This window comes from Nocardia sp. NPDC101769 (assembly GCF_044766925.1).
Classification (GTDB): Bacteria; Actinomycetota; Actinomycetes; order Mycobacteriales; family Mycobacteriaceae; genus Nocardia.
Map to the genome: position 1 here is coordinate 35,294 of NZ_JBIWMX010000023.1, position 25,779 is coordinate 61,072.

Genomic DNA, 25,779 nt, shown 5'->3' on the forward strand with positions numbered 1-25,779 from the left:
CCAAAGGACACTCATGCGTATCAGCAGCATCGACAACCGCTACCACGTGATCGCGGGTGACACCGCCGTCGACATCGCCGAAGCCAGCAACGGACGTTTCGCCCCGGAAGGCTTCGACATCTACGAACGTTGGACCGAACTCGCCGACTGGGTGAGCACCCTGCCAGCCGACGTCTACCACCCGTTCGGCCCGGCCCGAGTGGGCGCGCCGGTGGCGATGCCGCGTCAGGTGTTCGCGATCGGGTTGAACTATCGCGATCACGCCGCCGAATCGAATCTGCCCGAGCCCGACGCACCGCTGGTGTTCACCAAGTTCCCGACCTGCATCACCGGCCCGAACGCGGCTGTCACTCTGCCGTCGGGCAATGTCGACTGGGAGGTCGAGCTGGTCGCGGTGATCGGCAAGCGCGCCGATCGAGCCGCCGAGGACCACGGCTGGGACTACGTCGCGGGATTGACTGTGGGACAAGATCTTTCCGAGCGAAAGGTGCAACTCGCCGGGCCCGCCCCCCAGTTCGGGCTTGGTAAGTCATTTCCCGGTTTCGGGCCGATCGGTCCCGCCGTGGTGACCCTCGACGAAATTCCCGATCCGGGCAACCTAGCGATCGGATGCTCCCTCGGCGACGAGGTACTGCAGAAAGGCAATACCAGCGATCTGATCTTCGCGGTGCCCGAACTCATCGCGCGGATCTCCGCGATCTGCCCGCTACTCCCCGGTGACGTGATCTTCACTGGAACCCCCGCCGGGGTCGGCGCCGCCCGCACACCGCAACGGTTCCTGCCGCGTGATGCCACACTCGTCAGCTATGTCGAGGGCCTCGGCGAACTCCGCAACCCCTTGGTGTAGCCGCGACAAACAACTCGACGCCGAGGGAAGTCGGCGGGACCAGGCTTGCTGACCAAGCCCAAGAGTCGCCGACCGGCTCCTGGGCTTCGGGCGATGAACGCACCATAATGCCGCGACCCGCGCGGCTCAGCGCCGCCTCAGAACAACCGATCACCCGAAGGCTCCGACACCGAGGTAGCCCGCATGCGTACACGCTCCTCGTCGCCGACGACGTCCTGGATCGCGTCGATCTGGTCCTGAACCACCTCGGCGCGCGCCACCAACTCGACCCGGTCGGGCTCGGTGAGGCTCTCGGCACCGAGCTTCTCGAAAACGCACGAGAGCACTGACCGTAAGTCCTCCAGCCTGCTGTCCGACTCCACGAGCCCTCACCCTACGTCCGAACCCAACGAACATCCGCCCCTGCCACGACCCGCTCCGCGCTGGCCGGGCCGGCCAACGCGGAGCAGCGACAGATCAACCAGGCGCGCGAGGACAGCGGATCGTCCGCTCATGCCGAGTTGAGTGTGGTCCATCGCGAACGCGGTCGGCTCGAGTCATCAGGCGAATGCAGAGCCTTTTGTTCTCGGTTCGGCTGAGTTCGCCAGGCGGGACCACCCGCGTATCGCGCCGGGACCGTGTGGATCCCGTGTTCCACAGCGGTCTCGAACATGGTCAGCGGCCCGAGCCCTCAACTGTGTGCGGGTCGGCTCTGTTCGGTGACCCAGGCGGCAATCTGGACGCGCGAGGTGAATCCGAGTTTGGTCAGGATGTGTTCGACGTGTCCCTCAGCGGTGCGCTGGGCGATGTGCAGGCGGGTGGCGATGGCCCTGTTGGTCAGGCCGTCGGCGACGAGTGTGGCGACCTGCTGCTCCCGGCGGGTCAGCTCCGCGGAGGGACTTCGACCGGGGGCTGTGGCCGTCGGTTGCTCTCCGATGGCGTAGTTGATCGCGGCGTCGAGATCCAGCGCGGCGCCTTCGCGGTAGGCGGTCTCGAAGGGTCCCCGGCCGAGCGTGCGACGGGCGGCTCGCTCGCAGTCCTCGTGGTAGACCACCAGGTCCGGAAAGATCATCGCGGAAGCGCTGATCGCTCGAGACAGAGCGTTCGCGGCGCCCAGCAACACGGCCGCGCGCCGCGCGCTGCCCTGCGCTTGCGCAATCCATGCCAGTGTTTCCATGGTCTGCGCGACCATGAACCAGTCTTTCTGCTGCCTGGTCATCTGCATCGCTTGCCGCAGCAGCCGCAGCGCCCGGTCGCTATCGCCCTGGTGCCACGCGGCAATCGCTGCTCCCCACGAGGCAGCTGACCGATGAAACGATTCGCCGTGGGATTCGGTGATCGCGACGGCCTGTTCGTAGTACGAGAGGCATGCTGCGCTGTCCTCCCGAAATATGGACACCCATCCGAGCGCGAACAGGGCCCAGATCTGTCCATAAGCGTCCCCTTGCGCAGCGAACCACGCGAGGGCGGCTTCCGCGGGGGCGCGGGCGCGCTGCGGGTCGCCGCTGTTGAGCGCGTGAAGGGCTTGGCCGAGATCCGCGAACGCGTGCACGATCGGGTTGTCCGTCGTTGCGGCGAGTGCCTGCGCCTGCATGGCCCGTGCGGACACCGCGACGCGATCGTCCTGGCCAATGGCCACCAGGTTGGCGCGCCACAGCGCCTTGGCGCGCAGCGTCGTAGCGGTAGCTGACCCGTCGGCGAGGGCGCGATCGAGCCAGTACCGCGCCTCACTGAGCTGGCCTCGCGCGATCCAGAACGGCTGCAGGGCCGCCGCGAACGACACCGCGGCCTCGGGTTCCGCCTCGGTATCGGTCAGGCAGAAATCCAACGCCTCGCGCAGATTCGATTGCTCGCGGTCGAGGCGGGCGATCCAGTGCAGCTGGCGGGGGCTTATCCAGTCGGCCTCGGCGCGCTCGGCGAGCTGCCGGTACCAGGCCCGGTGCCGACGCCGGAGGTCGGTGTACCGGCCGGACTGCTCGAGCTTGTCGCGGCCATACTCGCGCACCGTCTCGAGCAGCCGGAACCGCACCACCGACCCCGACTCCTCGCGGTTCAGGATGGACTTGTCGACCAGGGCGGTGAGGATGTCGAGCAGCTGCGCTCCGAGGTCGTTTCGGCACATCTGTTCGACAGCGTCCAGCTCACAGCTGCCGGCGAACACCGACAGCTGTGACCACACCTGTTGTTCGGCTGCGGTGCACAGGGAGTAACTCCAGTCGATACACCGCTGCAGGGTCTGCTGGCGGTCCGGAGCGCTGCGGCTGCCGTGGGTCAGCAGCGCATACCGGTCGGTGAGCCGCTGCAGGATCTGTTCGGGTGACAGTGCCCGCAGCCGGGCCGCGGCCAATTCGATCGCCAACGGCAGCCCGTCGAGCCCGCGGCAGATTTCGGTCACGGCGGAGAGGTTGTCCTCGGTGAGCGCGAAGCCGGGTACGGCGGCGGCAGCGCGTTCGACGAACAGGGTGACCGCGTCGCAGCGTGCCGCCCCCCGCAGCGACGGCGGCCGATCCGGATCGGGAACCGACAACGGCCGCACGTGTAACACCGTTTCCCCGCCGATGCCCAGGGGCTCGCGGCTGGTGGTGAGGATCCGCAGAGTCGGGCACTCCCGCAGCAGAGTTTCGACAATCCTCGCAGCCGCGTCCACGATGTGTTCGCAATTGTCCAGCACCAGCAGCGACTGTCGCGAAGCCAGGTAGTCGATCAACACGTCGAGCACCAGTTTCCCTTGCGGGCGCAACCCCACGGCGGTGGCGATCACTCCCGGCAGCAGGGCATCGTCGTGCACGTCGGAGAGCTGGACCAGCCACACCCCGTCTGGGAATTTGCGCTGTGCATCGGTCGCGACCCGCGACGCCAGTCGCGTTTTGCCGACCCCGCCGATTCCGGTCAAGGTAACCAGCCGGGAACTCGCCAGCTGGGTCTTGGCCTCGGTCAATTCGGTGCGGCGGCCGACGAAGCTCGTCAGCTCGAGAGGAAAGGACCCCGCGCTGACCGGCGAAGCGAATGGCAGGGGCTCCCGGGCCGGCGAGCGGCCGGTGGTCACAGGAGTCAACGGAACCGGGGTGCTCTCCTGCCGCTCGGTACCCGCTTCGGCGCGCACCGCCATCTCGTCCACCGGCAACCCGCGCCCGGCTTGCAGTGCTTGCAACTGCTCGCTCAACGCCTCGGCGGAGGGTCGCTCCCCGGGCGTACGAGCCATGGCATGTTCGATCACCGTCGAGATGCCGTCGTCGATGCCATGCTCGCGCAGATCTGGTGCCGGTTGGGTGGTGATCCGAACGAATTGGGCGACCACCTGCTCGCCGCTGCGTCGCTCGAACGCTGCGTGCCCGGTCAGCGCGGCGAACAAGGTGGCGCCGAGCCCGTAGACGTCCGCGGCGGGGGTGGGTGCCTCACCCGCCAGGACCTCCGGCGCGGTGAACGCCGGCGAACCGGTGACCAAGCCGGTAGCGGTGTGGAACCCGTCGGGGATACGCGCGATACCGAAATCGGTCAGTGCCGGCTCACCGTAGTCGGTGATCAGGATGTTGCTGGGTTTGACGTCTCGGTGCAGGATACCGAGCCGATGCGCGGTCTCGAGCGCCCCCGCAATCCTCACCCCCACTCGCAACGTCTCGTCCACCGACAGCGGACCGTAACGACGGATCCGGGCGTCGAGGGAATCCTGCGGATAATAGGGCATCACCAGATACGGCCGACCGGACGCCGTCATGCCCACCTGCAGCACGTCGACGATGTTCGGGTGCCCGGTCAGCCGACCCATCGCCCGTTGCTCCCGAACGAACCGCTCGCGGTTGTCCTCCTCGAGGTGCGCGGTGAGCACCTTGATCGCCACTGTCCGGTCCAACGCCTCTTGGGTGCAGCGATATACCAGACCGAACCCGCCGCACCCGATCTGCTGGGCGTCGGTGAATCCGGCCGCTGCCAGCTCCGCCGTGATATCACGGACCACGTCGCGCTGAGTTTCCAATGGGTCGATGTCGACCATGCGCCGGTCCTGCTTCCTGACGCACCCAGGATATCGCGCGGTCAATCGTTGCCACCTCACCTTTCACCCCGTCGAAGGCGGCGAAAACCTGAAGTGCACGGCCCGTAGCGCCCAATCTCGGCAGATCCGGCGCCAGCGCGATCACTAACGCCCTGACCAGTGGATTTCCGGGGTGAGCCGATTTCTGCGAAATCCGGCGCTGAGCGGTTGTCGCGCACCGGTACCGGCTATGTGCGATAACTCAGGTGCTCACCTGGGGAAACTGCCCTACCGAGGCGCGGCGGCTCCGCGAACTATCTGCGGTAGAGCCTTACCGCCGGATCTGGCGGACTTGGCCCTCACGGGCCGGGACGTCCACCGCGCCTTGGGTTTTGGCGCGCGTAGCCAGCGGCACCGTGTCGGTGATGATGGCGGTGCCAGCGACCAGGCCGAGATTCCCCCTCCCGGCTCTGCGTCAGATCACCGGCGCGCCCGCCGGCGTGCGGTCGCTGTCTGTTGGAGGGCTCGGACGGCCTGGGTGACGGCGGGGATCCGTAGTGCTTCGCGGTGGCACAGCAGGTGCAGGGCCCGGTCGGTAATCTCGAGCGGGAGCACGTGCACGTCGGGGTGGCGGTAGGCGTCGAGGGCGAGCTGCGGCAGCAGGGCGACGCCCAGGTCGCGGGCCACCAGGTTCTGGACGACCACGTAGTCGTCGGTGCTGTGCCGGATGTCGGGGGTGAAGCCGGCGGCCGCGCAGGTGCGGGTGAGGTGGGCGGCGCAGCTCGGGCAGCCGGCGATCCACGGGGTCGACGCCAGGCGGGCCAGCGGATCGGCGGCGGTCGCTGCGGGGTGGCCGGCGGGGACGACCAGACGCACCGGATCGTCGGCGAGCGGGATCAGCCGGAGGTCGGGGCCGTGGTCCGGCGGCCGATCGTCGTGCGAGAAGAGCACGGCGAGATCGGCTTCTCCGGCCGCCACCAGCCGGGCGGCCTCGGGAGGTTCGCACTCGGCCAGGCGGATCTCGAGACCCGGGTGGCGGCGGGCCAGGTCCGTCATGGCGGACGGCACCAGGATGGCGCAGGCGGACGGGAAGGCCGTCAGGCGGACGGTGCCGGCGCTGAGCTCGGCGAGCGCGGCCATGTCCTCCTCGGCCGCGTGCAGACGGGTGGCGATGGCGTCGGCGTGGCGCAGCAGCGTCGTGCCGGCCTCGGTGAGCCTGATGCCGCGGGAGTGGCGGATCACCAGGGGAAGGCCCGCCTGCCGTTCGAGCTGGCGCAGATGCTGGCTGACGGCGGGCTGGGTCCAGCCGAGCTTCCGAGCCGCCGCCGCGATCGAGGCGGTCCGGGCGACCTCGCGGAAGATCAGCAGGCGGTGCGTGTCCACAGCTCCAAGTATCCCTTGGGGGTCGGGCAAGGAGGACGGGGCTACCAGGAGTGCCGGGCGCGGAGCACGCTGGGCGGACCGACCTCAGGAGGAAACGTGCGGACCATCGGATTGATCGGCGGGATGAGCTGGGAGTCCTCGGCGGAGTACTACCGGCTCCTCAACGGCCTCACCCGCGAGCGGCTGGGCGGGCACCACTGCGCGCCGAGCGTCATGATCACCGTGGACTTCGCCGAGATCGAGGCGATGCAGCGGGCCGACGACTGGCAGGGCGCGGCCGAGCGGCTCGCCGAGGCTGCCGTGGGACTGGAGCGTGCCGGGGCGGAGCTCGTGGTGCTCTGCACCAACACGATGCACCGCGTGGCGGACGACATCGCCGCCGCGATCCGGATCCCGTTCGTGGACATCGTCGACGTCACGGCGGAGCGGATCCTGGCGGCCGGCAGCGGTACCGTCGGCCTGCTCGGCACGCGCTTCACGATGGAGGGCGGGTTCTATCGGGCCCGGATGGCGGCGCACGGGATCGAGGTCCTCGTCCCGGAGGCGTCGGACCGTGCGCTCGTCCACGACGTCATCTACCGCGAACTGACCCGGGGCGTGGTCCGGGACTCCTCGCGGCAGGAGTTCCGGCGGATCATCGGGGACCTCGCCGAACGGGGTGCCGACGGCGTGGTCCTCGGGTGCACCGAGATCCCGCTGCTGATCGGCCCGGCCGACACCCCGGTGCACCTCTTCGACACCACCCGCCTGCACGTCGAACACGCCGTCGAACTGGCCCTGGCCGCACCGGACGCGGTGCCCGGCGGCACGTCGGCCCCTGCCCGGCCGGCGGCGACGGGAGGAGGCGCCTGCTCGGCGCCCGGATGACGGTACTTCCGGTCGACCAGGACGGCTTGGTCGGACACCGACGCCGCCCAGACCGCCACCGTGGTCGACCGCCCGACGCTATGTGCCAGCGCCCCCAGCCTCGGCGGCGTCGAGTCCCTGGTCACCCTGCCCATCACCACCACCCACCACGGCCTGGACCCCGCCGAACGCGCCCGCCGCGGCATCGCCGACAGCATGATCCGCCTGTCCGTCGGCCTCGAAGACCCCGCCGACCTCGCCCAGGCCCTCCAAGCCGACTGACAGCCGCGCACCTCCGGCCCGGACCCGATGGGCCCGGGCCGGGGCCTGCACCCCACGAACCACGCGCGCGCACCGCGCCCCTGCTCGCCGCCCCTGACTTCAGCCTGCCCAGCCACTCCACCGCCCACGGAGAGCCCCCGGACATGACCAACACCGCCACCGGCAGCGCGACGGCCGCCATACCCGGCACCGCCCAGGCCCAGCACCGCATCCTGCGCGTCCTGGTCGCCTCCCAGATCCTCAGCGGCGCCGGGCTCGCCGCCGGAGTCACCGTCGGCGCCCTCCTCGCCCAGCAGATGCTCGGCTCCACCAGCCTCGCCGGCCTGCCCAGCGCCCTGTTCACCGCCGGATCCGCCCTCGCCGCCGTCGCCGTCGGCCGTATCTCGCAGGCCCGCGGACGCCGCCCGGGACTCGCCGTCGGCTACCTCACCGGCGCCATCGGCAGCGCCGGCGTCATCACCGCCGCCGCCCTCAACAACCCCGCCCTGCTGTTCATCGCCCTGTTCATCTACGGCGCCGGCACCGCCACCAACCTCCAGGCCCGCTACGCCGGAGCCGACCTCGCCGACCCCGCCCGACGCGCCCGAGCCGTCTCCACCGTCCTGGTCGCCACCACCCTGGGCGGCGTGGCAGGCCCCAACCTCGCCGCCCCCACTGGCGACCTCGCCCACGCCCTCGGCCTCCCCACCCTCACCGGCCCCTTCCTCCTGTCGGGTGCCGCCTACGCGCTCGCCGCCCTCGTCCTCGCCCTGCGACTGCGCCCCGACCCCCTGCTCTTGGCCCGCACCATCGCCGCCGCCGAACCCGCCCACGCCACCGACGACACCCACAGCCCCGACCAGACCCGCGACAGCCGCCGCAGCCTCGTCCTCGGCGCCGTCGTCATGATCCTCACCCAGCTCGTCATGGTCGCGATCATGACGATGACCCCGGTCCACATGCACGACATGGGCCACGGCACCGCCGCCTCCGGTCTGGTCATCGCCATCCACATCGGCGCGATGTACCTCCCCTCGCCCCTGACCGGCTGGCTCGTCGACCGCTACGGCCGCATCAAGGTCGCAGCCGCCTCCGGCGTCACCCTCCTCGCCGCGGGCGTGCTCGCCGCCACCGCCCCCGGCGACTCCGTCGCGCTCCTCGCCCTCGCCCTGGCCCTGCTCGGACTCGGCTGGAACTTCGGCCTCGTCTCCGGCACCGCGATCACCACGGACACCGTGCCGCTCGCCACCCGCGCCAAGACCCAGGGCCTGGTCGACGTCGCCATCGCCATCGCCGGCGCCACCGGCGGCCTCACCTCCGGCCTCATGGTCGCCGCCACCAGCTACCCCGCCCTCGCGCTGACCGGCGGCCTGCTCGCCCTCGCCCTCATCCCCGCCGTCGCCGCCACCGCCTACCGCCGATGACCCCCACCAACCCCGCGCCCGACATCACCGTCGACGGAACCGGCCTGCTGTGCGTGACCCTGCTCATCAAGCTCCGCGACGCGATCGCCGACGCCACCCCCAGCACCCGGGTGCACGTCATCGCCACCGACCCCGCGGCCCCGCTCGACCTGCCCGCCTGGTGCCACATGACCGGCCACCACTACCTCGGCCCCGTCGTCGACCCCGCCGAGCGCCCCGTCTACGCCCTCACCCTGGCAGCCGGCGCCCGACCCACCCAGCCCGACGCACCCTGGCGCCTGCGGTAGTCGAGCGCGGCCCGCCCGGCCTCGGTTCGGGGGCTGCGCGATCTTTGCCTTTTAATATGAGTACAACGTAAGCTTACGCTGTACTCAAACATGAAACGCCTTCGACCCACAGGGAGATGCTCCGTGTATACGATCGCCGTCACCGTGCCGCTGGTCTGGCTGGCCTGGCTGGTCCTCACCGAGTGGGTACCGATGTTCCCGCTCAACGACCTGAGAGCCGACAACCGCCGCGAGAGGCTCGGCGACGCAGCCGTCAACTACCCGATCCCGCTGCTCATCGCCGGTGGTATTGCCCTGGACCACCAGGCTTCGCGGATCGCGGCCCTGGCGCTGTGTCTGCTGGTCCTGGCCGGTCACGTGGCGAGCTGGTGGCTGCCCTACTTCGGTATCAGCACGGCGGCGCAACGGGAGTCCTACACCCGGGACTACGCCCGCACGCTGAAGGTCCTGCCCGTCCAGGGGCACGCGGTGGTGCCTGACGTCCAGCACATGGCGGTCGGTGTCCTCACCCTGGCGATGACGGGCAGCACCCTGGCCGTCACCCTGACCAGGTGAATCTGTCACGCTGAGGGCATGAATCAGGCGTCACGAGCCGGCCGGGGAGGCCGACCCGCACAAATCAGTGTGGACCAGATCACCGCCGCGGCGATCGAGGTGCTCGACCGCGATGGCCTGGAGGCGCTGACGATGCGCCGGATCGGTGCGCACCTGGGGGTGGCAGCAATGTCGCTGTACCGTCACCTCCCGGGCCGTGACGCCATCCTGTCCACAGTGGTCAACCACCTGTTCGCCACCGCGCTGGCAGATCTGGACGCCGGGCCGGCCTGGCCCGAGGCGCTGACCGCCTTCGCGGTCGCCTACCGCCGCATGCTGCTGGAGCATCCGAACGCGGTGCCCCTGCTGGCCACGCGCCCGGTGGACCCCGACACGGCCGTCCCGGTCCTGGCCGTGCTGCTCGAGCGCTTCACCGCCGCCGGCGTCGCCCAGGACGAGGCGCTGATCCGCATCCAGTCCGTCGGCGTCTATACGCTGGGCCACGCCCTGGCACAGGTGGGGGCAGGAGGGGACACCGAGGACAGCCGCACCGGGGTAACGCAGGACTCCGCCTCGCTTGACTACTACCAGCGGTGGTTCGACGCCGGCCTGCAGGCGCTGGTCGCCGGCCTCGAGCTCCGCCAGACACCCGGACAGGGAGCCGGGACAACAGCGGGCGCGTAGCCGTGCCGCTCCGAACGTGAAGGCAATCGCGCGGCAGCCGCGCCGAACGCCTCCATCCGGTCTGCGGCGCGACAGGCGGCCGGGTGAGCATCGCCTGGCGGTCCGCCGTGATCCGGTCGGTCGGTGCGCAGCCCAGCGCGCGCCGAGTCCGGGCGTTCACCAACTCCAGCCACTCGACGAGCTGGGTGTTGAAATCGGTTGGGCCGGCGAATGTTCGGCCTGGCAGGAACGACCGTTCCCGATAGTCGTGGGCTCACTCGATCATGCCCTTGGCCTCTGGATCAGCGGGCTTGCAGACGATCACCTTGCAACCCGGCGTTCCTCGGAAGGCCCGGCATTCTCTGGTGAGTTCGCTGTGCCCGCCGCGCCAGCGGCCGATCGCTGCTTCGCCGTCCCAAACCAAAACCTTTGGCACAGAACCTAATCGGTGGATATGAGCCCACCATCCGGCGAACAAGTCTTCGGCATCGCGGGTCGGGATCAGCATCGCCATCAACCACCGCGAATATCCCAGCACCATCGTCAGCACCGGCACCTGTTTCGGGCCGCGGACCTGCCCGAACCCGACCGGCAGATCGATCGGCGGGAACCAGAAATCGCACTGGGCGATCTCGCCTGCGACATAGGCGGTCCGCGACGCCGGATCCGGCGGCAGATACGCCGACCGCAACTCCGCGACCCGGCCCGAGAGCACCCGAACCGAACGGGTCCACCCGATCCGCTCCGCGATCACCGTCGACGGCATCGTCGGATAAGTCTTCAGCAACTCGCGGATCTGCGGCTCGACCGCATCCACGATCGGCCCCTTCGCCGGCCGCTCGTATTCCGGCGGCCGATCCGAGGCCAACGCCGCCCGCACGGTATTGCGGGACACGCCCATCAGCCGGGCGATCGCCTTGATCGGAACACCTTCTGACCGGTGCAAACGACGAATCTCAGCCCAATCCTGGAGGGCAAGCATCCCTTCGTCCTTGTCCTCCAGGCTCGGTTGCTGGCTCACCGACGACCCAGCGACACCGACCCGGACCGGCAAACAGCGATGGGACCGCTCGACGGTGTGGGGATGCTGCGCAGCCCCGCCTACGCCGGTCGCGCAGTGTTCGGCAAGACCATGGTCGTGCACGAATCGCCCAAGCGACCTGTTCGCGGCCGCGGGAATCATACTGTCGATACCGCCCTCGGTCGGTGAGATGACCGGCACGCTCACCGGATTCGGCTCACCGCCTACACGGCGTGCCGGCGACCGCACGGGATGTGGGATCTGCAACCGCGCAACAGCTTCCACACGGTGACCGTAGACCGAGGCACCGACAGACCCTCGCCCCATCGCCGGCCGGTGAAGTCCATGGCAGAAAAGTCCCGGTGGCAACCTTGGTCACCCGAACTGCCTGCGACCAACAAGATCGCGCCGGAGCCGTGCAGGGCATTCCGATAGAGAGCCCCCTGCAGCACAACAACAGTCACGTGACGAATCAATCCACCGTGGAGGGATGACGGCCTTGGCGATGGCTCCGCGCAAAGCTGCGGCCAGGAACGGCGCAAACGCCTCCGGAATTGTCAACTACACTGCGAAAGTCTCCGGAACTGCCAACTATTTCGCGACAAACGACCGTCGACTTGTCGCAATGAACCTGTCAATCGCCTGGTCGCCAGTGACAAATTGAATACGAACGGACATCACGTTCCCGCTAACTTCCTCGACATGACGAAGGACCGCCAGGCGCCGACGCGCCTCACGGTCCAACACAGGCTCACTCGCCCGAATCGCCTTACGGTTCAAGGGATCCGGGTGTCAAGCATTTCCGTAAGTTTTATCCTGACTCGCGAGAGAGGCATTCTCCTTTCCCCAGTATTCCCGCATGACAATGTCGAGTTCGCGTTCACCGAGCCGGGTCAGCCGCTCGTCGCCACCGGGAAAAGCCCGAAGCACATTGAAGACCAGCAGGTTCCGAAGCCCGCGTGCGAAGGGGTACCACGGGAAGACCGGTCGCAGCCCCAGCTCACGCATGCCGGTCAGGCCCAGGTAGAAGGAAGCCAGACTGCGGAATCGGAGATACTCGTAGCGACGTTCGAGCTCGGGAAACGAATTGAAGTTCAGATGCTTGCGAGACTCGACCAGCGAGTCCGCGAGCAGAGGTGAGTTCGCATCTCCGGCGGGTGTTGCCAGGGTCAGGTGGAACAGCTTCCTGCGAGCCTGCTGCTCATCGAGTCCGAGCAGTTCCTCATCGACGCCGGTCAGCCATCCGATATACCGCCACAGGTGCATGACCGCGTAGCCGTCCGAGCCTTTGATGCGCATGCCGAGCAGTCGCAGCATCAGCAGGAACGATGTACAGAAAAGGTGGTAGGTGCCTGCCAGATCGGCCTGATTGATCGGTTTGCCCCACGCCGACTCGTCCCAATCATCGGCGGCCTCGTAGTGCTGGTTCACCATCGAATGCATCAGGCGGACATGGGCGGTCAACTGCCAGCCGGGGGCCGAGCGGTCCAGTCCGCCTGGCTGGATGCACTCGAACCACCAGGTCGCCGTCTCACCAATGCGACGCGCCGTGCCGGATCCACGCAGACCGCCGGTCCGCACCAGGATGTCGGTGGTGGCGGAGGCGCGGTATCCGCTGAGCAGGCCGATCGTGATCACGTCGATGCCATTGCGGCCGCACTGCCGCACCACGGTCGCGCCGCGTTCGAGCAGCTCGTCGTCGACCCAGTCGGGTCGGCGCTCGAGCTGGGCGAAATACTCGCGCAACGGTTCCGGCGCGTCCATCAGGGCGTCCACTCCCTCGGCCAGGGCCTGGCGGAATTGCTTCATGCTCACTTTTCGCGACTTGATCGCCGCGGCCAGATCTGCGCCGACGGTGTCGATCTTCGTCAGCGACGTGGCCACCAGGTCCCATTCGGCAGGTCCGGGTTCGGCGGGGCCTTTGACGAACCGCTTCAGCGGTTCGGCCATTCCCCGCGACCACTCGGGATCGCGGTAGAACCTGGTCGGGATTGTTTTCGGTGCAGGTGTGGTCATGGGATGCTCCGATCCCGCACCGTGAGCTCGAAGACGCGCAGGGTTCGCCCACTGCGTGCGGTGTGAATGTCGTAGGGCGGCCAGATGGCGGTGAGCACCGGCCAGATGCGCTGCCGCTCATCGCCTTCCAGCAGCCGGGCGGTGACGGCGTGCCGACGGCCCTTCACCGTGATCACCGCTTCCGGATTCGCCAGTAGATTCGCCGTCCACTCCGGATGGGCGGCCCGGCCACTGTTGGAGCCGGTGAGGTAGAACCGATCTCGATGCTCGATGTAGAGCAGCGGCACCGAGCGCGGCAGTCCGCTGCGGCGGCCGGTGGTGGTGAGCAGCAGCCCGGTGAACAGTGTCATGGTGCTGTACCGTCCCCGGGTGAGTGCGTACATGCCCCGGTCCATGCGCGGCTGCACATGACGCAGCAGGGTCGTGGCCCATCGCCGGCCGGCGATGGCGACGGTGGCTCTGCGCGCAGCGGTACGCAGCGGCCGCCGGGCACTGTAGAAGTCGGTGGCGGGATCGGTATCCGGTTCGGGGGTCGGCGTCATCGTTTCCACCGCCCGGGCGTGAGCAGGGGCGTGAGCAGTCGCTGGGCCCGGAGCGCGTATTTGATCTGTCGGCTGTTGGGGTCTGGGATCAGGCCGAGCTGGCGCGCGAGGTTCATCTGGTCGGCGACGCTGGTCCAGTGGCAGAGCAAACCCTCGCGATAGGTGTAGAGGTCGATTCCGTGGATGTCGAAACGACGGCCGGTGGGGGCGATCGTCAGATCGTCACCGGCGCGCAGGTCGCCGGTGAAGGTTCCGGTCAGCCGCCACGGCACGGCCAGGCCGGTGCCGATCAGCGGCACGAAGGGCGTGGAGGGGATCTCCATAGCCATGTCGGGGAACGCATGCCACATCATGGTCAGGAATTCCCGGAAGGCTGCCCTGCCGACGATCTGGTCGCCGAACATCGACGGATCCTGATAGACGAAATCCGCTGTGACCAAGGCGAGTACGGCGTCGACATCGTAGGTGTTCCACGCGTGCAGCCAGTCTCGCGACCAGTCCCGCAGGGTCTCGGCGTGCTCGCCCAGTCGCGAACTCACCGTTGCAATCAGTGGCGGAATCGCTTCGACCAATTCGTCCGGGGTCATGTTCCCGGCGGGCGCGGATTCGGTGGCTTCGCTCATGCGGCAGGGACCTCCAGGGCGATCGCGGTGGCCATGCCGCCGGCGCCGAGTATGACCCCGACGCCCGTGCCGCCACCGCTGTGGCGCAGTGAGTGCACGAGCGTGAGGGCCACGCGGGCACCGGATCCGGCGAACGGATGCCCCAGCGCCAGTCCGCCGCCCAGCACGTTGATCTTGTCGCGGTCCAGGTCGAGCCCGCGTTCGAAGGCCAGTCCGAGCACCGCGAAGGAGTCGTGGACTTCGAATCGGGTGACGCTGTCGGTCCGCAGACCGGCCACCTGCATACAACGCCTGGTCGCGGTGAGAGCGGCGGACATCGCCTCGTTCGGCTCCGATCCCACGTTCGCCCAGCCGCGTACCGTCGCCAGCGGCGTGAGCCGGTGCTCGGCCGCGTACGCCCGCGAGCAGATGGCCAGTGCCGCCGCCCCATCGGTCAGGCCGGTCTGATTGCCGACGGTGACGGTATGGCCGGGTCCGAGCACCGGTTCGAGCTCGGCCAACGCCTGTGGCGTCAAGTCCCGGCGAGGTAGCTCATCGGGTGAGGTGATGCTCCGCCCGCCGAACTCGACCGGGATGTACTCCTCGTCGAACAGGCCGTGGTCGATGGCGTCGACGGCGGTACTGTGCGCGCGGTAGGCCCATTCATCGATGTCGGTCCGGGAGACGCCCAGCTTGCGGGCGGTCATCTCACCGAGATTGAAGGTGAGGTCCGAGGCGGGTTCACCGGTCGATCCGGGGTGGCTCGGCGACCATTTCTTGGGTGCGGTGGCCGGATCGGCCGAGATCGACACCGAGGTCACGCCGCCGGCGATGACGCAGTGCTTCATGCCGGAACGCACCGCCGCCACCGCGTGGTGCATGGCGACCATGCCCGACGAACAGAAGGCGCCGATGGCGATACCCGGTGTGTCGGCGGGCATTCCGAGGTCCAGCGCCACATAGCGGGCGATGCAGCCGCCACCCTGATAGACCTCGCCGAGGGCAACCTCGTCGATGGTTTCCGGTCGCAGGCCCGGCTTCTCCATCGCGCCGCGCACCACGGCCTTGGCGAGGTCGAACTCCGATGCCTGCGCCAGCGCACCGGAGAAGGCGCGGGTGAACGGCGTTCGTACGGCGGAGACGATGACTGCGTCGTGCATGGCTACCTCGTGGATTCGCTAGTGGCGTAGATGGTTTCGGATTGCGGCCGGTCTGCCATGTTGGCCGCGACCTCGCGGTCCCAATGCGAGGTCGCCCATTCGGTGTCGACCTCGAACTCGAAGCGCTCGGTCATTTCGGGCCGGACGTCGGCGGCGTTGACGAAGAACTGCTCGTACCAGCGGCGTACCTGGTAGACGGGTCCGTCGTCGTCGCAGAGGAGCGGGTTGTCGATGCGGGTCTTGTTGCTCCAGATCTCGACGTCCTGGAGGAAGCCGCGGGAGGTCGCGTCCTGGAGCCGGTCCGCGATCAGCCGGGTCACACGTTCGTCGAAACCGGGCGGCCGCTGCACGCAGACACCCCATTGCAGGAGAAAGGAGTTCGCGTCGATCGGATAGTTCACGAAGACGGCGATGGCCTCGAGGTTCAGCCCGCTGTAGTCGTAGTGCTGGAAGTTCACCATGTAGCCGGGTCCGTAGTACCGGGCCTCGGAGACGACCGACATATCCCCGGTGTGCTCACTGCCCGGCCCGTGGTCGCGGCGGCCGCGCATCTGCAAATACTGGGTGGCCCGATCGCCTTCGAACACCGCCCGGAAGTAGTCGGGAATGCTGAAGTGCTGATAGAAGAAGTGGGCGAAATCCACCAGGTTGTCGAGCAATTCGCGTGGATGCGCCCCGTCGACCCGGATCTGGTCCCAGCTCCAGTCGGTCCAGCTCTCGTCGAAGATCTGATCGATGCGGGGGATCTCGGCCGCGACCGGAGGCGGCGCGCCCTCGGGATCGTGCCAGATCAGCAGGAGCTTGTTCTGCCGGCGCACCGGCCACGAGCGCGTCCTGGCCGGCGGCGGAACCCGTTTCGCGTAGGGGATGCCGGTGCAGCGGCCGTCGCTGCCCCAACGCCAGTCGTGGAACGGGCAGGCGATCGAGTCGCCCTTCACCTCCCCCTTCGACAGGTCCGCACCCAGGTGCCGGCAGTACCCGTCCAGGACATGGATTTCCCCCGCGCTGTCGGCGAAGACCACCAGCTTCGTGCCGAAGGCTTCGACAGAGTGTGGCCGGCCGTCGAGGAAGGTCTCGGCCAGACCCAGGCAGTGCCAGCCGCGCGCGAATCTGGACAGCGGTTCACCGACGTCGATATGGCGGACGACAGTCATTCCACGCTCCTTCCCAGTCCGATCTCGCGCTCGATGGCCGCGTAGAACTCGTCATCCGACAGCGTGGCCAGATCATCGACCGGCTGGTCGCCGAGCAGTTCCCGCTGGAGTTCACCCAATTCGGTGCCGAGCCGGGTGCGGCCGTCTCCGGTGAGGCGATCGGAGGCCGTGAGTTCTTTCATCCGGCCGAGGAGGACGCGCAGCTCGTCGTCGACGGCGTCACGCAGCTCGCCCGCCAGCTCCTCGACGATGGCGGTCGCGAGCGCACGCGGCGTCGGGTTGTCGAACACCACCGTGGTGGGCAGCCGCAGCCCGGTCAGCGCATTGACCCGGTTGCGCAGCTCGACCGCTGTGAGCGAATCGAATCCGAGCGATCGGAATGCCAGGTCGGGGTCGACGTCATTGCCGGATTCCAGGCCGAGAGTCGCGGCGATCTCGAGCCGGACGGCGGTGAGCGCCGTCTGCGCCCGCTGCTTGGGCGGTGTCGTCGCCAACTCCATACGGAATCCGTCATTGCGTGGCGCGGCCGGTGTGTCAGTACCCGCATGATCAGGCACACCCGCCGTACCGTCCTGCCGGAACAGCGGCGACAACAGCCGGGTCCGATCGAATCGGCATGCCACGGGCCCGGTTTCCGGTCCGGCCACAGCGAGATCGAACAGCCGCATGGCCTCCTCGGCGGCGAGACCGACGATGCCGAGGCGCTCGAGCCGTGCGGCGTCGTCGGTGACGACATCGGCGGTCATCGCACTGGCGTCGCTCCACAGTCCCCAGGCGATGGACGTCGCGGCCAGTCCACGATCGTGGCGGAGCGCCGCGAGCCCGTCCAGGAATCCGTTGGCCGCTGCGTAGTTCGCCTGACCGGCATTGCCGAGCGTGCCCGCCACTGACGAGAACAGCACGAAGAAGTCGAGGTCGAGGTGTTCGGTCAGCCGGTGCAGATGCCAGGCGCCGAGCGCCTTGGGCCGCAGCACCGTGTGCACGTCTTCGGCGGTGAGCGAGGCGGCGATGCCGTCCCGCAGGACACCGGCGGCATGGACTACGCCGCGCAGCGGATGGGCCGCCGGGATCGATGCGAGTAGCGCGGTGAGGGCGTGCGGATCGGCGATGTCGCACGCGGCGATACGCACGCTCGCGCCGAGGTCTCGCAGCTCCTGCGCGAGTTCGGCAGCACCGTCGGCCTTTTCGCCGCTTCGGGAGACCAGCAGCAGGTGCCGTGTCCCGTGCTCTCGCACCAGGTGGCGCGCGGTGTGCGCACCGGCCATGCCGACACCGCCGGTGATCAGGACCGTGCCCGTCGCCGACGCCGTGGCCGACGGGATCGACACCACGTTCTTCCCGACGTGCAGGCCGTCTCCGATGATCTTGAACGCATCGGCGAGTTCGCGAATATCCCACGAGCGCACCGGAATCAGCGGCCAGTCGCCGGAGGTGACGAGTTCGATGATGTGGCCCAGTCGGTCGCGGACCTCCTGCGGCCTCAAACCGAACAGGTTGAAGATCTGATAGTCGACGCCGTTGTACGCGCGGGCCACGCTGTCGGGATCGCGCAGGTCGGCGCGGCCGATCTCGATGAACCGTGCGCCGGGCGCCATCAATCGGAGGGTGGCATCCACGAGCGGACCGGAGAAGGCGTCGATCGCGACGTCGAATCCAGTCGGCCCGACGATGTCGCGGAAGGTCTGCTCGAAGTCACCGTCGCGGGAGGAGCAGATGTGGTCGGCGGGAATCCCCAGCTCGGTCAGCACACCGAACTTCTGCGGGCTCGCGGTGGCGAACACCTCCGCGCCGAGCAGCCGCGCCAACCCGACCGCAGCCATGCCGACACCGCTGGCCGCCGAGTGGATGAGGATCTTCTCCCCCGCTTGCAGCCCGGCCATGTTCACCACCGCGTGGTAGGCCGAACCGTAGGTGATGGGGATCGCCGCCGCGGTCGCGTACGACCAGTGCCCGGGCACGGTGGCGAGTTCGCTGCGGTGGGCCACCGCCAGATCGGCCAGGGAGTCGACGACGCGACCGAAAACCCGGTCACCGGGCCGGAACTCGGTCACCGCCGAACCGACCGCGACCACGTCACCGGCGCATTCGTTGCCGATCCGGCGGCCCGGCCCCTCGTAGACGTTCAGCGCGATGAGAACGTCACGGAAGTTCAAACCGGTGCTGCGGACCGCGATGAGGACGTCGTCGGGCGCGAGGGCCGCCTCGGAGTGCAGACCGGACTCCTCGACCACCAGGCTGTCGACCACACCGTCGGCACCGGGAATGATCCGCCAGCCACCGGTCTGCGGCAACCGGAACTGCTTGCCGCGCACCGCTTCGGCGCGGGCGAGCCGGCGAGTGAGAACCGCGCCCCGACGAATGGCGGCCTCGGGCAGACCGCCGTGCACCGCGAGAGTGACAGCGCGCCCGAAAGCTGTCTCGTCGTCGATGTCGACGATCGCGATACGTCCCGGGTTCTCGAGCTGAACCGAGCGGATCATGGCGACCAGAGCCGCCGCCGGCGGATGGACGGTATCGGCCGGAACGGCCCGTACGGCGCCGCGGGTCAGTACCAGGATCCGCGTGTCCGGAGCGGTCTGGGCGACGAGCCAATCGTTCAGGACGGCAAGGACATCGACCAGAGCATCGCCGTCGGGTTCGGCTCCCGGCACCGTGGGTGGCGCCAGCACCAGCACCCGGGCCGCATCGGCCACCGACCGGTCGATCGCCGCCGCGCCCGTACCGAGATGGTCTACGGCGGCGATGATCTCGATGCCGGGGACGGGGGCATCCGGACGGTCGAGCCCGAACAGTGCGCAGGTGACCAGTTCGGTGTCCGCTTCGAGGACCGGCGGCTGGGACACTCGCACCCACGAGGGCACGAACAGGCAGTCGGCGGCAACGATGTCCGGGTCTGCCGCGTCGGTCAGCTCACGTACGGTCAGGCTGTCGATGGAACCGAGCCGCATACCGTGCCCGTCGCTGACCACGATGCGCGCCCGCAGATCGGCGGTGAACGTCACCGACACCCGCATCCGCCCGGAGCGCATTCCGGTGAACCGCACGCCTTGCCATGAGAACGGCAGTACTGTCCGTGGCGTATCGGACTGCCGGGCGGCGAAGCCGTGCAGGCCCGCGTCCAGCAACGCCGGATGGACATGGAACAGCGGCAAAGTGTCCTCGAGGCCGGGTGGGCATTCGATGTCGGCGGCGAATCCGCCGGGCGTGGTCCACAATCGGCGCACGCCACGGAAGGCGGGCCCGTAGTGATAACCGAGCGCCGCTAGCTCAGCGTAGAGCTGATCGGGATCCACCGGCACGCCGTCGGCGGGCGGCCAGACCGCGCCGGTCTCGATCTCCGTGGTCGACGGCTCGTCGGTCAGGTAGCCGGACGCGTGTTCCACCCACCGCCGTGGTTGATCCGCGGTCTCACCGCACAGCGCGAAAACGACGATCCGCCGCCGCGCCCCCTCGGGCACACCCACCACCACCTGCACCTGCACCGTGCCGGCCTCGGTCAGCACCAGCGGCGTGACGACGGTCAACTCGTCCACCCCGCGCAGGCCCAGATGGTCGGTGACCCAGGTGGCGAGTTCCAGGAATGCAGTGCCCGGCAACAACACTCGATCCTTTACCGCGTGGTCCGCCAGCCAAGGTTGTCTGCGCAATGTCACGCTGCCGAAATAGAGTCGCTCGCCCGTGGCCGCGACATCGGCGTACCCGGTCAGTATGGGATGCTCGAGCGGTTCGATGCCGGGGGTGGCGCCCAGGCTTCGCGGTGGATCGACCCAGTAGCGCTTTCGCTCGAACGCGTAGGTCGGCAGCGGAATCGCGGCCCCCTGGTCCGTCGCGACGAGATCCGCCCAGTCGACTTCGACACCGGCGCAGTGCAGTTGACCGGCCGAGGCCAGCAGGCGAGCGCGGCCACCGTCGTTGCGGCGCAGGGTTCCGGCGGTGAAGACCGCCGCACCCTCGTCCTCGGCGATCGACTCGATCGCGAGCAACAGCACCGGATGCGGACTGACCTCGACGAAGGTATCGAAGCCGCTGGCGATGGCGGCCCGCACCGCGGAATCGAATTCGACGGGCCGACGCAGGTTCTCGTACCAGTAGTCTCCGGTGATCTCCGAGGCCTCTGTACGTCCGCCGTGCAGCGACGAGAAGAATCGGACATCGAACTCGTTCACTTCCGTGCGTGTCAGCTCCGCCAGATCCGGGCGAAGCTGTTCGACATGGGCCGAATGCGAGGCGTAGTCGACGTCGATGCGGCGGGCGTCGAATCCGTCGGCCACACACCGCCCGACGATCTGATCGAGGGCCTCGACCTCGCCGGACACAACGATGGACCGGGGTCCGTTGTGTGCGGCGACGGTGAGTGCACCACCGAAGTCCGCCACCAGTTTTCGCGCCCGATTTTCCTCGACCGACAGGGCCGCCATGCCGCCGCTGCCGGACACCCGCGCGAGCGCCCGGCTGCGCAGCGCGACCAGCCGCGCGGCATCCGGCAGGGTCAGTGCACCGGCTACGCACAGCGCCGCGATCTCGCCCTGCGAGTGCCCGATCACAGCGCCCGGCTCCACGCTGAGGGAACGCCAGACCGCAGCCAGCGAGACCATGACCGAAAAGAGCACAGGCTGAACGACATCCACCCGATCCAGCCCGGCCGCATCACCGGTGCCGCGCAGCGTGGCGGTGAGGTCCCAGTCCACGAAGGGAGCCAGCGCCGCAGCACAATCGGCGATTCGGGCAGCGAACACCGGTTCGGTGTCGAGGAGCTCGCGCCCCATCTCCACCCACTGTGATCCCTGGCCGGGGAAGACGAACACGACCTTGCGTTCGGCGGCACGACTTACCGTCACCGACTGGTGCGAGCGCCCGTTCTCGATCGCCTCCAGACACGACAGCGCCGAATCCCGGTCCGCGGCGACAAAGAACGCGCGGTGGTCGAAGCAGGTTCGGGTGGTGACCAGCGAACGCACAACATCGGCGAGCCGAGCATCGGGGCGGTCGGTGAGGAACTCGCGCAATCGCCGGGCCTGCCCGCTGATCGCCGATGCGGTCTTCGCCGACAGCGTCCAGGGCAGCGCGGCGTCCGTGTCCGGCTGATCCGCGGCGCCGACCGGCTCGGCCTCAGCGGGCGCGGATTCGAGCACGACGTGGGCATTGGTGCCGCTGACACCGAACGAGGAGACGGCCGCCCGGCGCGGAGCATCGGTCGCGGGCCAGTCCTGCTGCTGTTGCAGCAGACGGATATTGGCGGCGTCCCAGTCCACGATATCGGTACTGGGGTCGGCGAACAGGGTGCGCGGCAGTACCCCGTTCCGCATCGCGTACACCATCTTGATCACGCCGGCCATACCGGCGGCGGCCTGGGAATGGCCGATATTGGATTTGACCGAGCCGAGTAGCAGCGGACGCTCCGGGGTGTGCGCCTTCCCGTAGGTGTTCGCCAGCGCACCCGCCTCGATGGGATCGCCCAGCTTCGTCCCGGTCCCGTGCGCCTCGATCACATCGACGTCGGCGGCCGTGAGCCCGGCGTCCGACAGCGCCAGATTGATCAGCTTCTGCTGCGCCTGCCGGCTCGGGGCGGTGAGTCCGTTCGATGCGCCGTCCTGGTTGATGGCCGATCCCCGGATGACAGCCAGCACCGGGTGCCCGAGTCGCTGTGCGTCCGACAGTCTTTCCAGCGCCAGCACACCGACACCCTCGCCGAGTCCCATGCCGTCGGCCGCCGCGCCGAACGCCTTGCTGCGGCCGTCGGGCGCGAGACCCTGCATCCGCGAGAACTCGAAAACGAACGCGAGCGTCGACATCACCGTCGCACCGCCGGCCACCGCGAGCGAGCACTGCCCGGCCCGCAGCGCCTGGACACCCAAATGCAGCGCGACCAGCGAGGACGAGCATGCGGTGTCCAGCGTGACCGCCGGACCCTCGAGCCCGAGCGTGTAGGCGATGCGACCCGACAGCACGCCGCGCGAGTTGCCGAGCATGACCTGCCCTTCGTACTCACCCATGCTGCCGCGCGAATCGCGCATGCGGTCGCCGTACTCGTCGACGATCGCACCCATGTAGACCGCGGTGTCGCTGCCCGCCAGCGAGGCGGGGTCGATGGTCGCGGATTCCAGCGCTTCCCACGTTGTTTCGAGGAGCAGACGCTGCTGGGGATCGGTGATACGCGCTTCCCGAGGCGACATCCCGAAGAAGGCGGCGTCGAAATCGGCCGCATTGCGTATGAAGGAGCCGTGGCGGGCGTAGGTGGTGCCCCGCAGGGTGGGATCCTCGCTGAAGAGCGCGTCGAGCTCCCAGCCGCGGTCATCGGGGAACGTGCTGCGCGTCTCGGAACCGGATAATGCTGTGTCCCACAGCTTTTCAGGTGTGTCGATACCGCCGGGGAATCGACAGGCCATTCCGACGATGGCGATGGGTTCGGAGCGGGCGTGCTCGAGCTCGGTCAACTGCGAACGGGTGGAACGTAGTTCGGCTGTAACACGCTCGAGGTAACCGCGGAGTTTGCTGTCATTGGACAAGGGGAAGTCCTCCTCTTGATTTCGGGTGCACTCGGCCGCCGGGCGGAGGGCGTTCCGCTCGGGCCGATTCCGAATATTCAGGAATTAGAAGTAGTCAGGATCTATCGAATGCTGTGAAAGTCGTTGACCAGCTGTTCGGAATGCAGCCAGAGTTCGCGCGCGAGGCGATCATTTCCAGCCGTGGCACTGGCGCGGCTGATGACCGGCGTCCCGCGGACCCCGAACAGCCCACCCGGACCGATATAGGAGCCACTGGGTACATCGGGGTGCGTCGCCGCGTACAGCGAGGGCAGCGCACCCATATCCGGGTCCTGTCCCACGGCCCGGGTGATCAGATTCCAGCTGATCTCGCCGGACCTGGTTTCGGTGTGAAGTCCGGCCGACGTCCGGCTGATTCCCGGATGCACCGCGACCACCCGGACCGCGGAATCCGCGGCGGCCAGCCGATTTCGCAGTTCTCGCACGAACAGGAGATTGGCGAGCTTGGACTGACAATACGCTCCGAAAGGCGAGTACCGCCGTCTCGAATAGCCGAGGTCGGTGAGATCGATGCGCCCCATGTGGAGCAGTCCGACGAATCGATGCGACATGCTCGAGACCACGACGACCCGATCGCGGATCCGGTCGAGCAGGTCGTGCACCAGCGCGAAATGACCGAGATGGTTCGTCGCGAACTGCAACTCGATTCCGTTCGGCGACAACTTCTTCGGAATCGTCGAGATACCCGCGTTCGCGATGACGGTGTCCACGGTCTCGCAAGTCCGGGTGAATTCCCGGACCGACGCCAGATCGGCGAGATCGAGCCGCCGCACTTCCGCCTGCCCGCCGAGCGATTCCGCGATCGGCCGAGCCTTCTCGATATCGCGGCAGGCCAGGATCACCCGGCCCCCGCGCTCGACCAGTGCGCGCGCGGTCGCCTCACCGATCCCGCTGCTGGCGCCGGTCACGATGTACGTACGGCCCGATTGATCGGGCATCTGTTCCTGCGTCCAGCCGGTCATGGCTGTCGACATCTCCGCCCCCTTCCCTTGCTAGTGCTGCGCCGACTCCGGCGCGGAATGATCCTGCCGAGCGCCCGCGGTTCGCCCCGACCACAGTCGGCGCGCGTTGATCGCGGCCACCTTCAGCAGGGTCGACGGAGCCAAGAGCGTCAGCGGTGAACGGTTGCGGGTGCCGACGGCGAAGAACCTCGCGGCGACGTCCGCGTCCGCGGTGGCGGCCGCGTAGATCGCCGCCAGTACCCAGAAGAATTCGCGCCGCCGGCTGAAATCGATGGCGGCGTGCTGATGCAGCAGCAATCGCGCGCGATGCTGTCGCTGATACCGGCGGGCGGCCGTGTCGACGGCGGAGGCGGCACCGGCCCGCAAGGGGCCCGACACCGCGTCGCACAACCATTCCGCGGATTGGAGCGCCCACCCGATCCCCGCTCCGACCAGCGGATCCGCCACCATGGCGGCGTCACCGACGAGCGCGACACCGGGTGCGGCGATGCGATTCCGCAGCACGCTCGGATAGTCGCGCGTCCCGATGACCTCGCTGATGCGCGTGGCGGTCGAGAAGTCCGGAGCGTCCGATACCCCATCGAACATCCGCAGCAGCGTCTCGGCGCGATCTCCGCTGTCGAACAGGCCCAGCGACTCCTTGTCGAACAGCCCGCCGACACCGACGACACCGCCGTCGTTCACGGTGACCGACAGCGCGTCCGGTTCCAGCAGCCACATGCGCAGCTCCTGCCCGGGCGGCACCTCGACACCGGTGAAATACGCGAAATAGATGAAGCGGCGATTGGCGATCTCGACGCCCGGCAGGCCACCCAGGTCCGCTATTCGGGACTTCCAGCCGTCGGCGCCGATCACGAGAGATGTCGAATAGCGCTCCAGCGCACCTTTTCTCGCGACCCGGACGCCATCGACCCGGCCCCGATGATCGCGGGTCAGTTCGACGGCCTTCGCCCCGAGCACCAGTTCGACACCAGGTGTGCGCGCGGCGAGGTCACGCATCAATGGATCCAAGGCCTGCCTGCGAATGTTGTATCCGTGCGCAGGCCGGTCAGCGGACAGCGGATCGGTCAGCCAACCGAATCGAGTCCAGTGATTGTCCACGGCCGCAACGGCACCGGCCGCGACCAGAGCGTCTTCCAACCCGAGCCGGCGAAGTGCAGGAACGGCACTCGAACGAATCGAATGCGTACACAGCCGCTTGTATTCATTGGCGTTCGTGTGCTTTTCGAGCAGGGCAACGCGTAATCCATTCCGCCCTAGTAGAATCGCTGCGGCACATCCGGCCGGGCCGGCGCCGACAATAATCGCATCGTAGTCCACAGGACCCCTCCCATCCACGATGACACAATCGCAGCGGGCTATTGCTTCGGAGTCGAAATAGGATTCAATGACACATCAGTCATATGCCCTCCCCAGAACATACAGGCGAAATCATGCAAGTAAGGCGGGCCGCCGGAATGGACGGCACCGTGGTCTATTTCGGTCAAACTCCCTCTGACCGATCCCCAACCCCTACGCCGACGACGGTAGCACAACTCTGAAACGCGTTCTAGTACTCCAGCAGGACTTCGTGATCATGGTCT

At 68.2% G+C, this 25,779-nt stretch carries 17 protein-coding genes and 2 pseudogenes; 7 read left to right on the top strand and 12 right to left on the bottom strand.

Going from position 1 to position 25,779, the window contains the following annotated elements:
* Positions 1-13 precede the first annotated feature (13 nt).
* Positions 14-847 carry a fumarylacetoacetate hydrolase family protein gene (locus ACIRRA_RS30070; protein ID WP_402774992.1) on the top strand — a complete coding sequence of 278 codons (834 nt, stop codon included), beginning with the start codon at positions 14-16 and terminating at the stop codon, positions 845-847.
* Between the two features lie 137 nt (positions 848-984).
* On the opposite strand, the gene ACIRRA_RS30075 is transcribed toward ACIRRA_RS30070, so the two are convergent.
* From ACIRRA_RS30075 to ACIRRA_RS30085, 3 genes are all read right to left on the bottom strand, one after another.
* Entirely contained in the window at positions 985-1,209 is a 225-nt protein-coding gene (locus ACIRRA_RS30075) for a hypothetical protein (protein WP_402774995.1), read from the bottom strand.
* Positions 1,210-1,517: 308 nt separating this feature from the next.
* Positions 1,518-4,817, bottom strand: coding sequence for a protein kinase (locus tag ACIRRA_RS30080; protein WP_402774998.1), 3,300 nt, complete (start codon positions 4,815-4,817; stop codon positions 1,518-1,520).
* 459 nt (positions 4,818-5,276) lie between these two features.
* Complete coding sequence (locus ACIRRA_RS30085; RefSeq protein WP_402775001.1) at positions 5,277-6,179, bottom strand: LysR family transcriptional regulator; 903 nt, start codon at positions 6,177-6,179, stop codon at positions 5,277-5,279.
* 96 nt (positions 6,180-6,275) lie between these two features.
* On the opposite strand from ACIRRA_RS30085, the gene ACIRRA_RS30090 reads away from it, so the two are divergent.
* From ACIRRA_RS30090 to ACIRRA_RS30115, 6 genes and pseudogenes are all read left to right on the top strand, one after another.
* Entirely contained in the window at positions 6,276-7,046 is a 771-nt protein-coding gene (locus tag ACIRRA_RS30090; RefSeq protein ID WP_402775003.1) for an aspartate/glutamate racemase family protein, read from the top strand.
* A gap of 54 nt (positions 7,047-7,100) precedes the next feature.
* Positions 7,101-7,307: pseudogene (locus ACIRRA_RS30095) on the top strand (PLP-dependent transferase); the annotation flags it as partial.
* 143 nt (positions 7,308-7,450) lie between these two features.
* A complete protein-coding gene (locus tag ACIRRA_RS30100; protein ID WP_402775006.1) occupies positions 7,451-8,710 on the top strand; it encodes an MFS transporter in 1,260 nt (419 codons plus the stop codon).
* Positions 8,707-8,997, top strand: coding sequence for a sulfurtransferase TusA family protein (locus ACIRRA_RS30105; RefSeq protein WP_402775009.1), 291 nt, complete (start codon positions 8,707-8,709; stop codon positions 8,995-8,997). The genes ACIRRA_RS30100 and ACIRRA_RS30105 overlap by 4 nt, the downstream gene beginning before the upstream one ends.
* Positions 8,998-9,120: 123 nt before the next feature.
* A complete protein-coding gene (locus ACIRRA_RS30110) occupies positions 9,121-9,552 on the top strand; it encodes a hypothetical protein (RefSeq protein WP_402775012.1) in 432 nt (143 codons plus the stop codon).
* A 69-nt stretch (positions 9,553-9,621) separates the two neighbouring features.
* Positions 9,622-10,215: a TetR/AcrR family transcriptional regulator gene (locus ACIRRA_RS30115; RefSeq protein WP_402775014.1), complete on the top strand. Its 594-nt coding sequence runs from the start codon at positions 9,622-9,624 to the stop codon at positions 10,213-10,215.
* Between the two features lie 25 nt (positions 10,216-10,240).
* Here the strand turns inward: ACIRRA_RS30115 and istA are convergent.
* The 9 genes and pseudogenes from istA to ACIRRA_RS30160 all read right to left on the bottom strand — a co-directional run.
* Positions 10,241-11,176, bottom strand: a pseudogene (gene istA / locus ACIRRA_RS30120) (IS21 family transposase); the annotation flags it as partial.
* Between the two features lie 831 nt (positions 11,177-12,007).
* Entirely contained in the window at positions 12,008-13,231 is a 1,224-nt protein-coding gene (locus tag ACIRRA_RS30125; RefSeq protein ID WP_402775017.1) for an oxygenase MpaB family protein, read from the bottom strand.
* Positions 13,228-13,773, bottom strand: coding sequence for a nitroreductase family deazaflavin-dependent oxidoreductase (locus ACIRRA_RS30130; protein ID WP_402775020.1), 546 nt, complete (start codon positions 13,771-13,773; stop codon positions 13,228-13,230). The genes ACIRRA_RS30125 and ACIRRA_RS30130 overlap by 4 nt, the downstream gene beginning before the upstream one ends.
* Complete coding sequence (locus ACIRRA_RS30135) at positions 13,770-14,396, bottom strand: ester cyclase (RefSeq protein ID WP_402775023.1); 627 nt, start codon at positions 14,394-14,396, stop codon at positions 13,770-13,772. Before ACIRRA_RS30135 ends, ACIRRA_RS30130 begins: the two co-directional genes overlap by 4 nt.
* Positions 14,393-15,535, bottom strand: a complete 1,143-nt coding sequence (locus ACIRRA_RS30140; RefSeq protein WP_402775025.1) for a thiolase family protein — start codon at positions 15,533-15,535, stop codon at positions 14,393-14,395. Before ACIRRA_RS30140 ends, ACIRRA_RS30135 begins: the two co-directional genes overlap by 4 nt.
* A 2-nt stretch (positions 15,536-15,537) precedes the next feature.
* On the bottom strand, positions 15,538-16,689 hold the full coding sequence (locus ACIRRA_RS30145; protein ID WP_402775028.1) for a Rieske 2Fe-2S domain-containing protein: 1,152 nt from the start codon (positions 16,687-16,689) through the stop codon (positions 15,538-15,540).
* Positions 16,686-23,195, bottom strand: coding sequence for an SDR family NAD(P)-dependent oxidoreductase (locus tag ACIRRA_RS30150; protein WP_402775030.1), 6,510 nt, complete (start codon positions 23,193-23,195; stop codon positions 16,686-16,688). The genes ACIRRA_RS30145 and ACIRRA_RS30150 overlap by 4 nt, the downstream gene beginning before the upstream one ends.
* 101 nt (positions 23,196-23,296) lie before the next feature.
* Entirely contained in the window at positions 23,297-24,196 is a 900-nt protein-coding gene (locus ACIRRA_RS30155; protein WP_402775249.1) for an SDR family NAD(P)-dependent oxidoreductase, read from the bottom strand.
* Positions 24,197-24,226: 30 nt separating this feature from the next.
* On the bottom strand, positions 24,227-25,534 hold the full coding sequence (locus ACIRRA_RS30160; RefSeq protein WP_402775033.1) for an NAD(P)/FAD-dependent oxidoreductase: 1,308 nt from the start codon (positions 25,532-25,534) through the stop codon (positions 24,227-24,229).
* Positions 25,535-25,779: the final 245 nt, after the last annotated feature.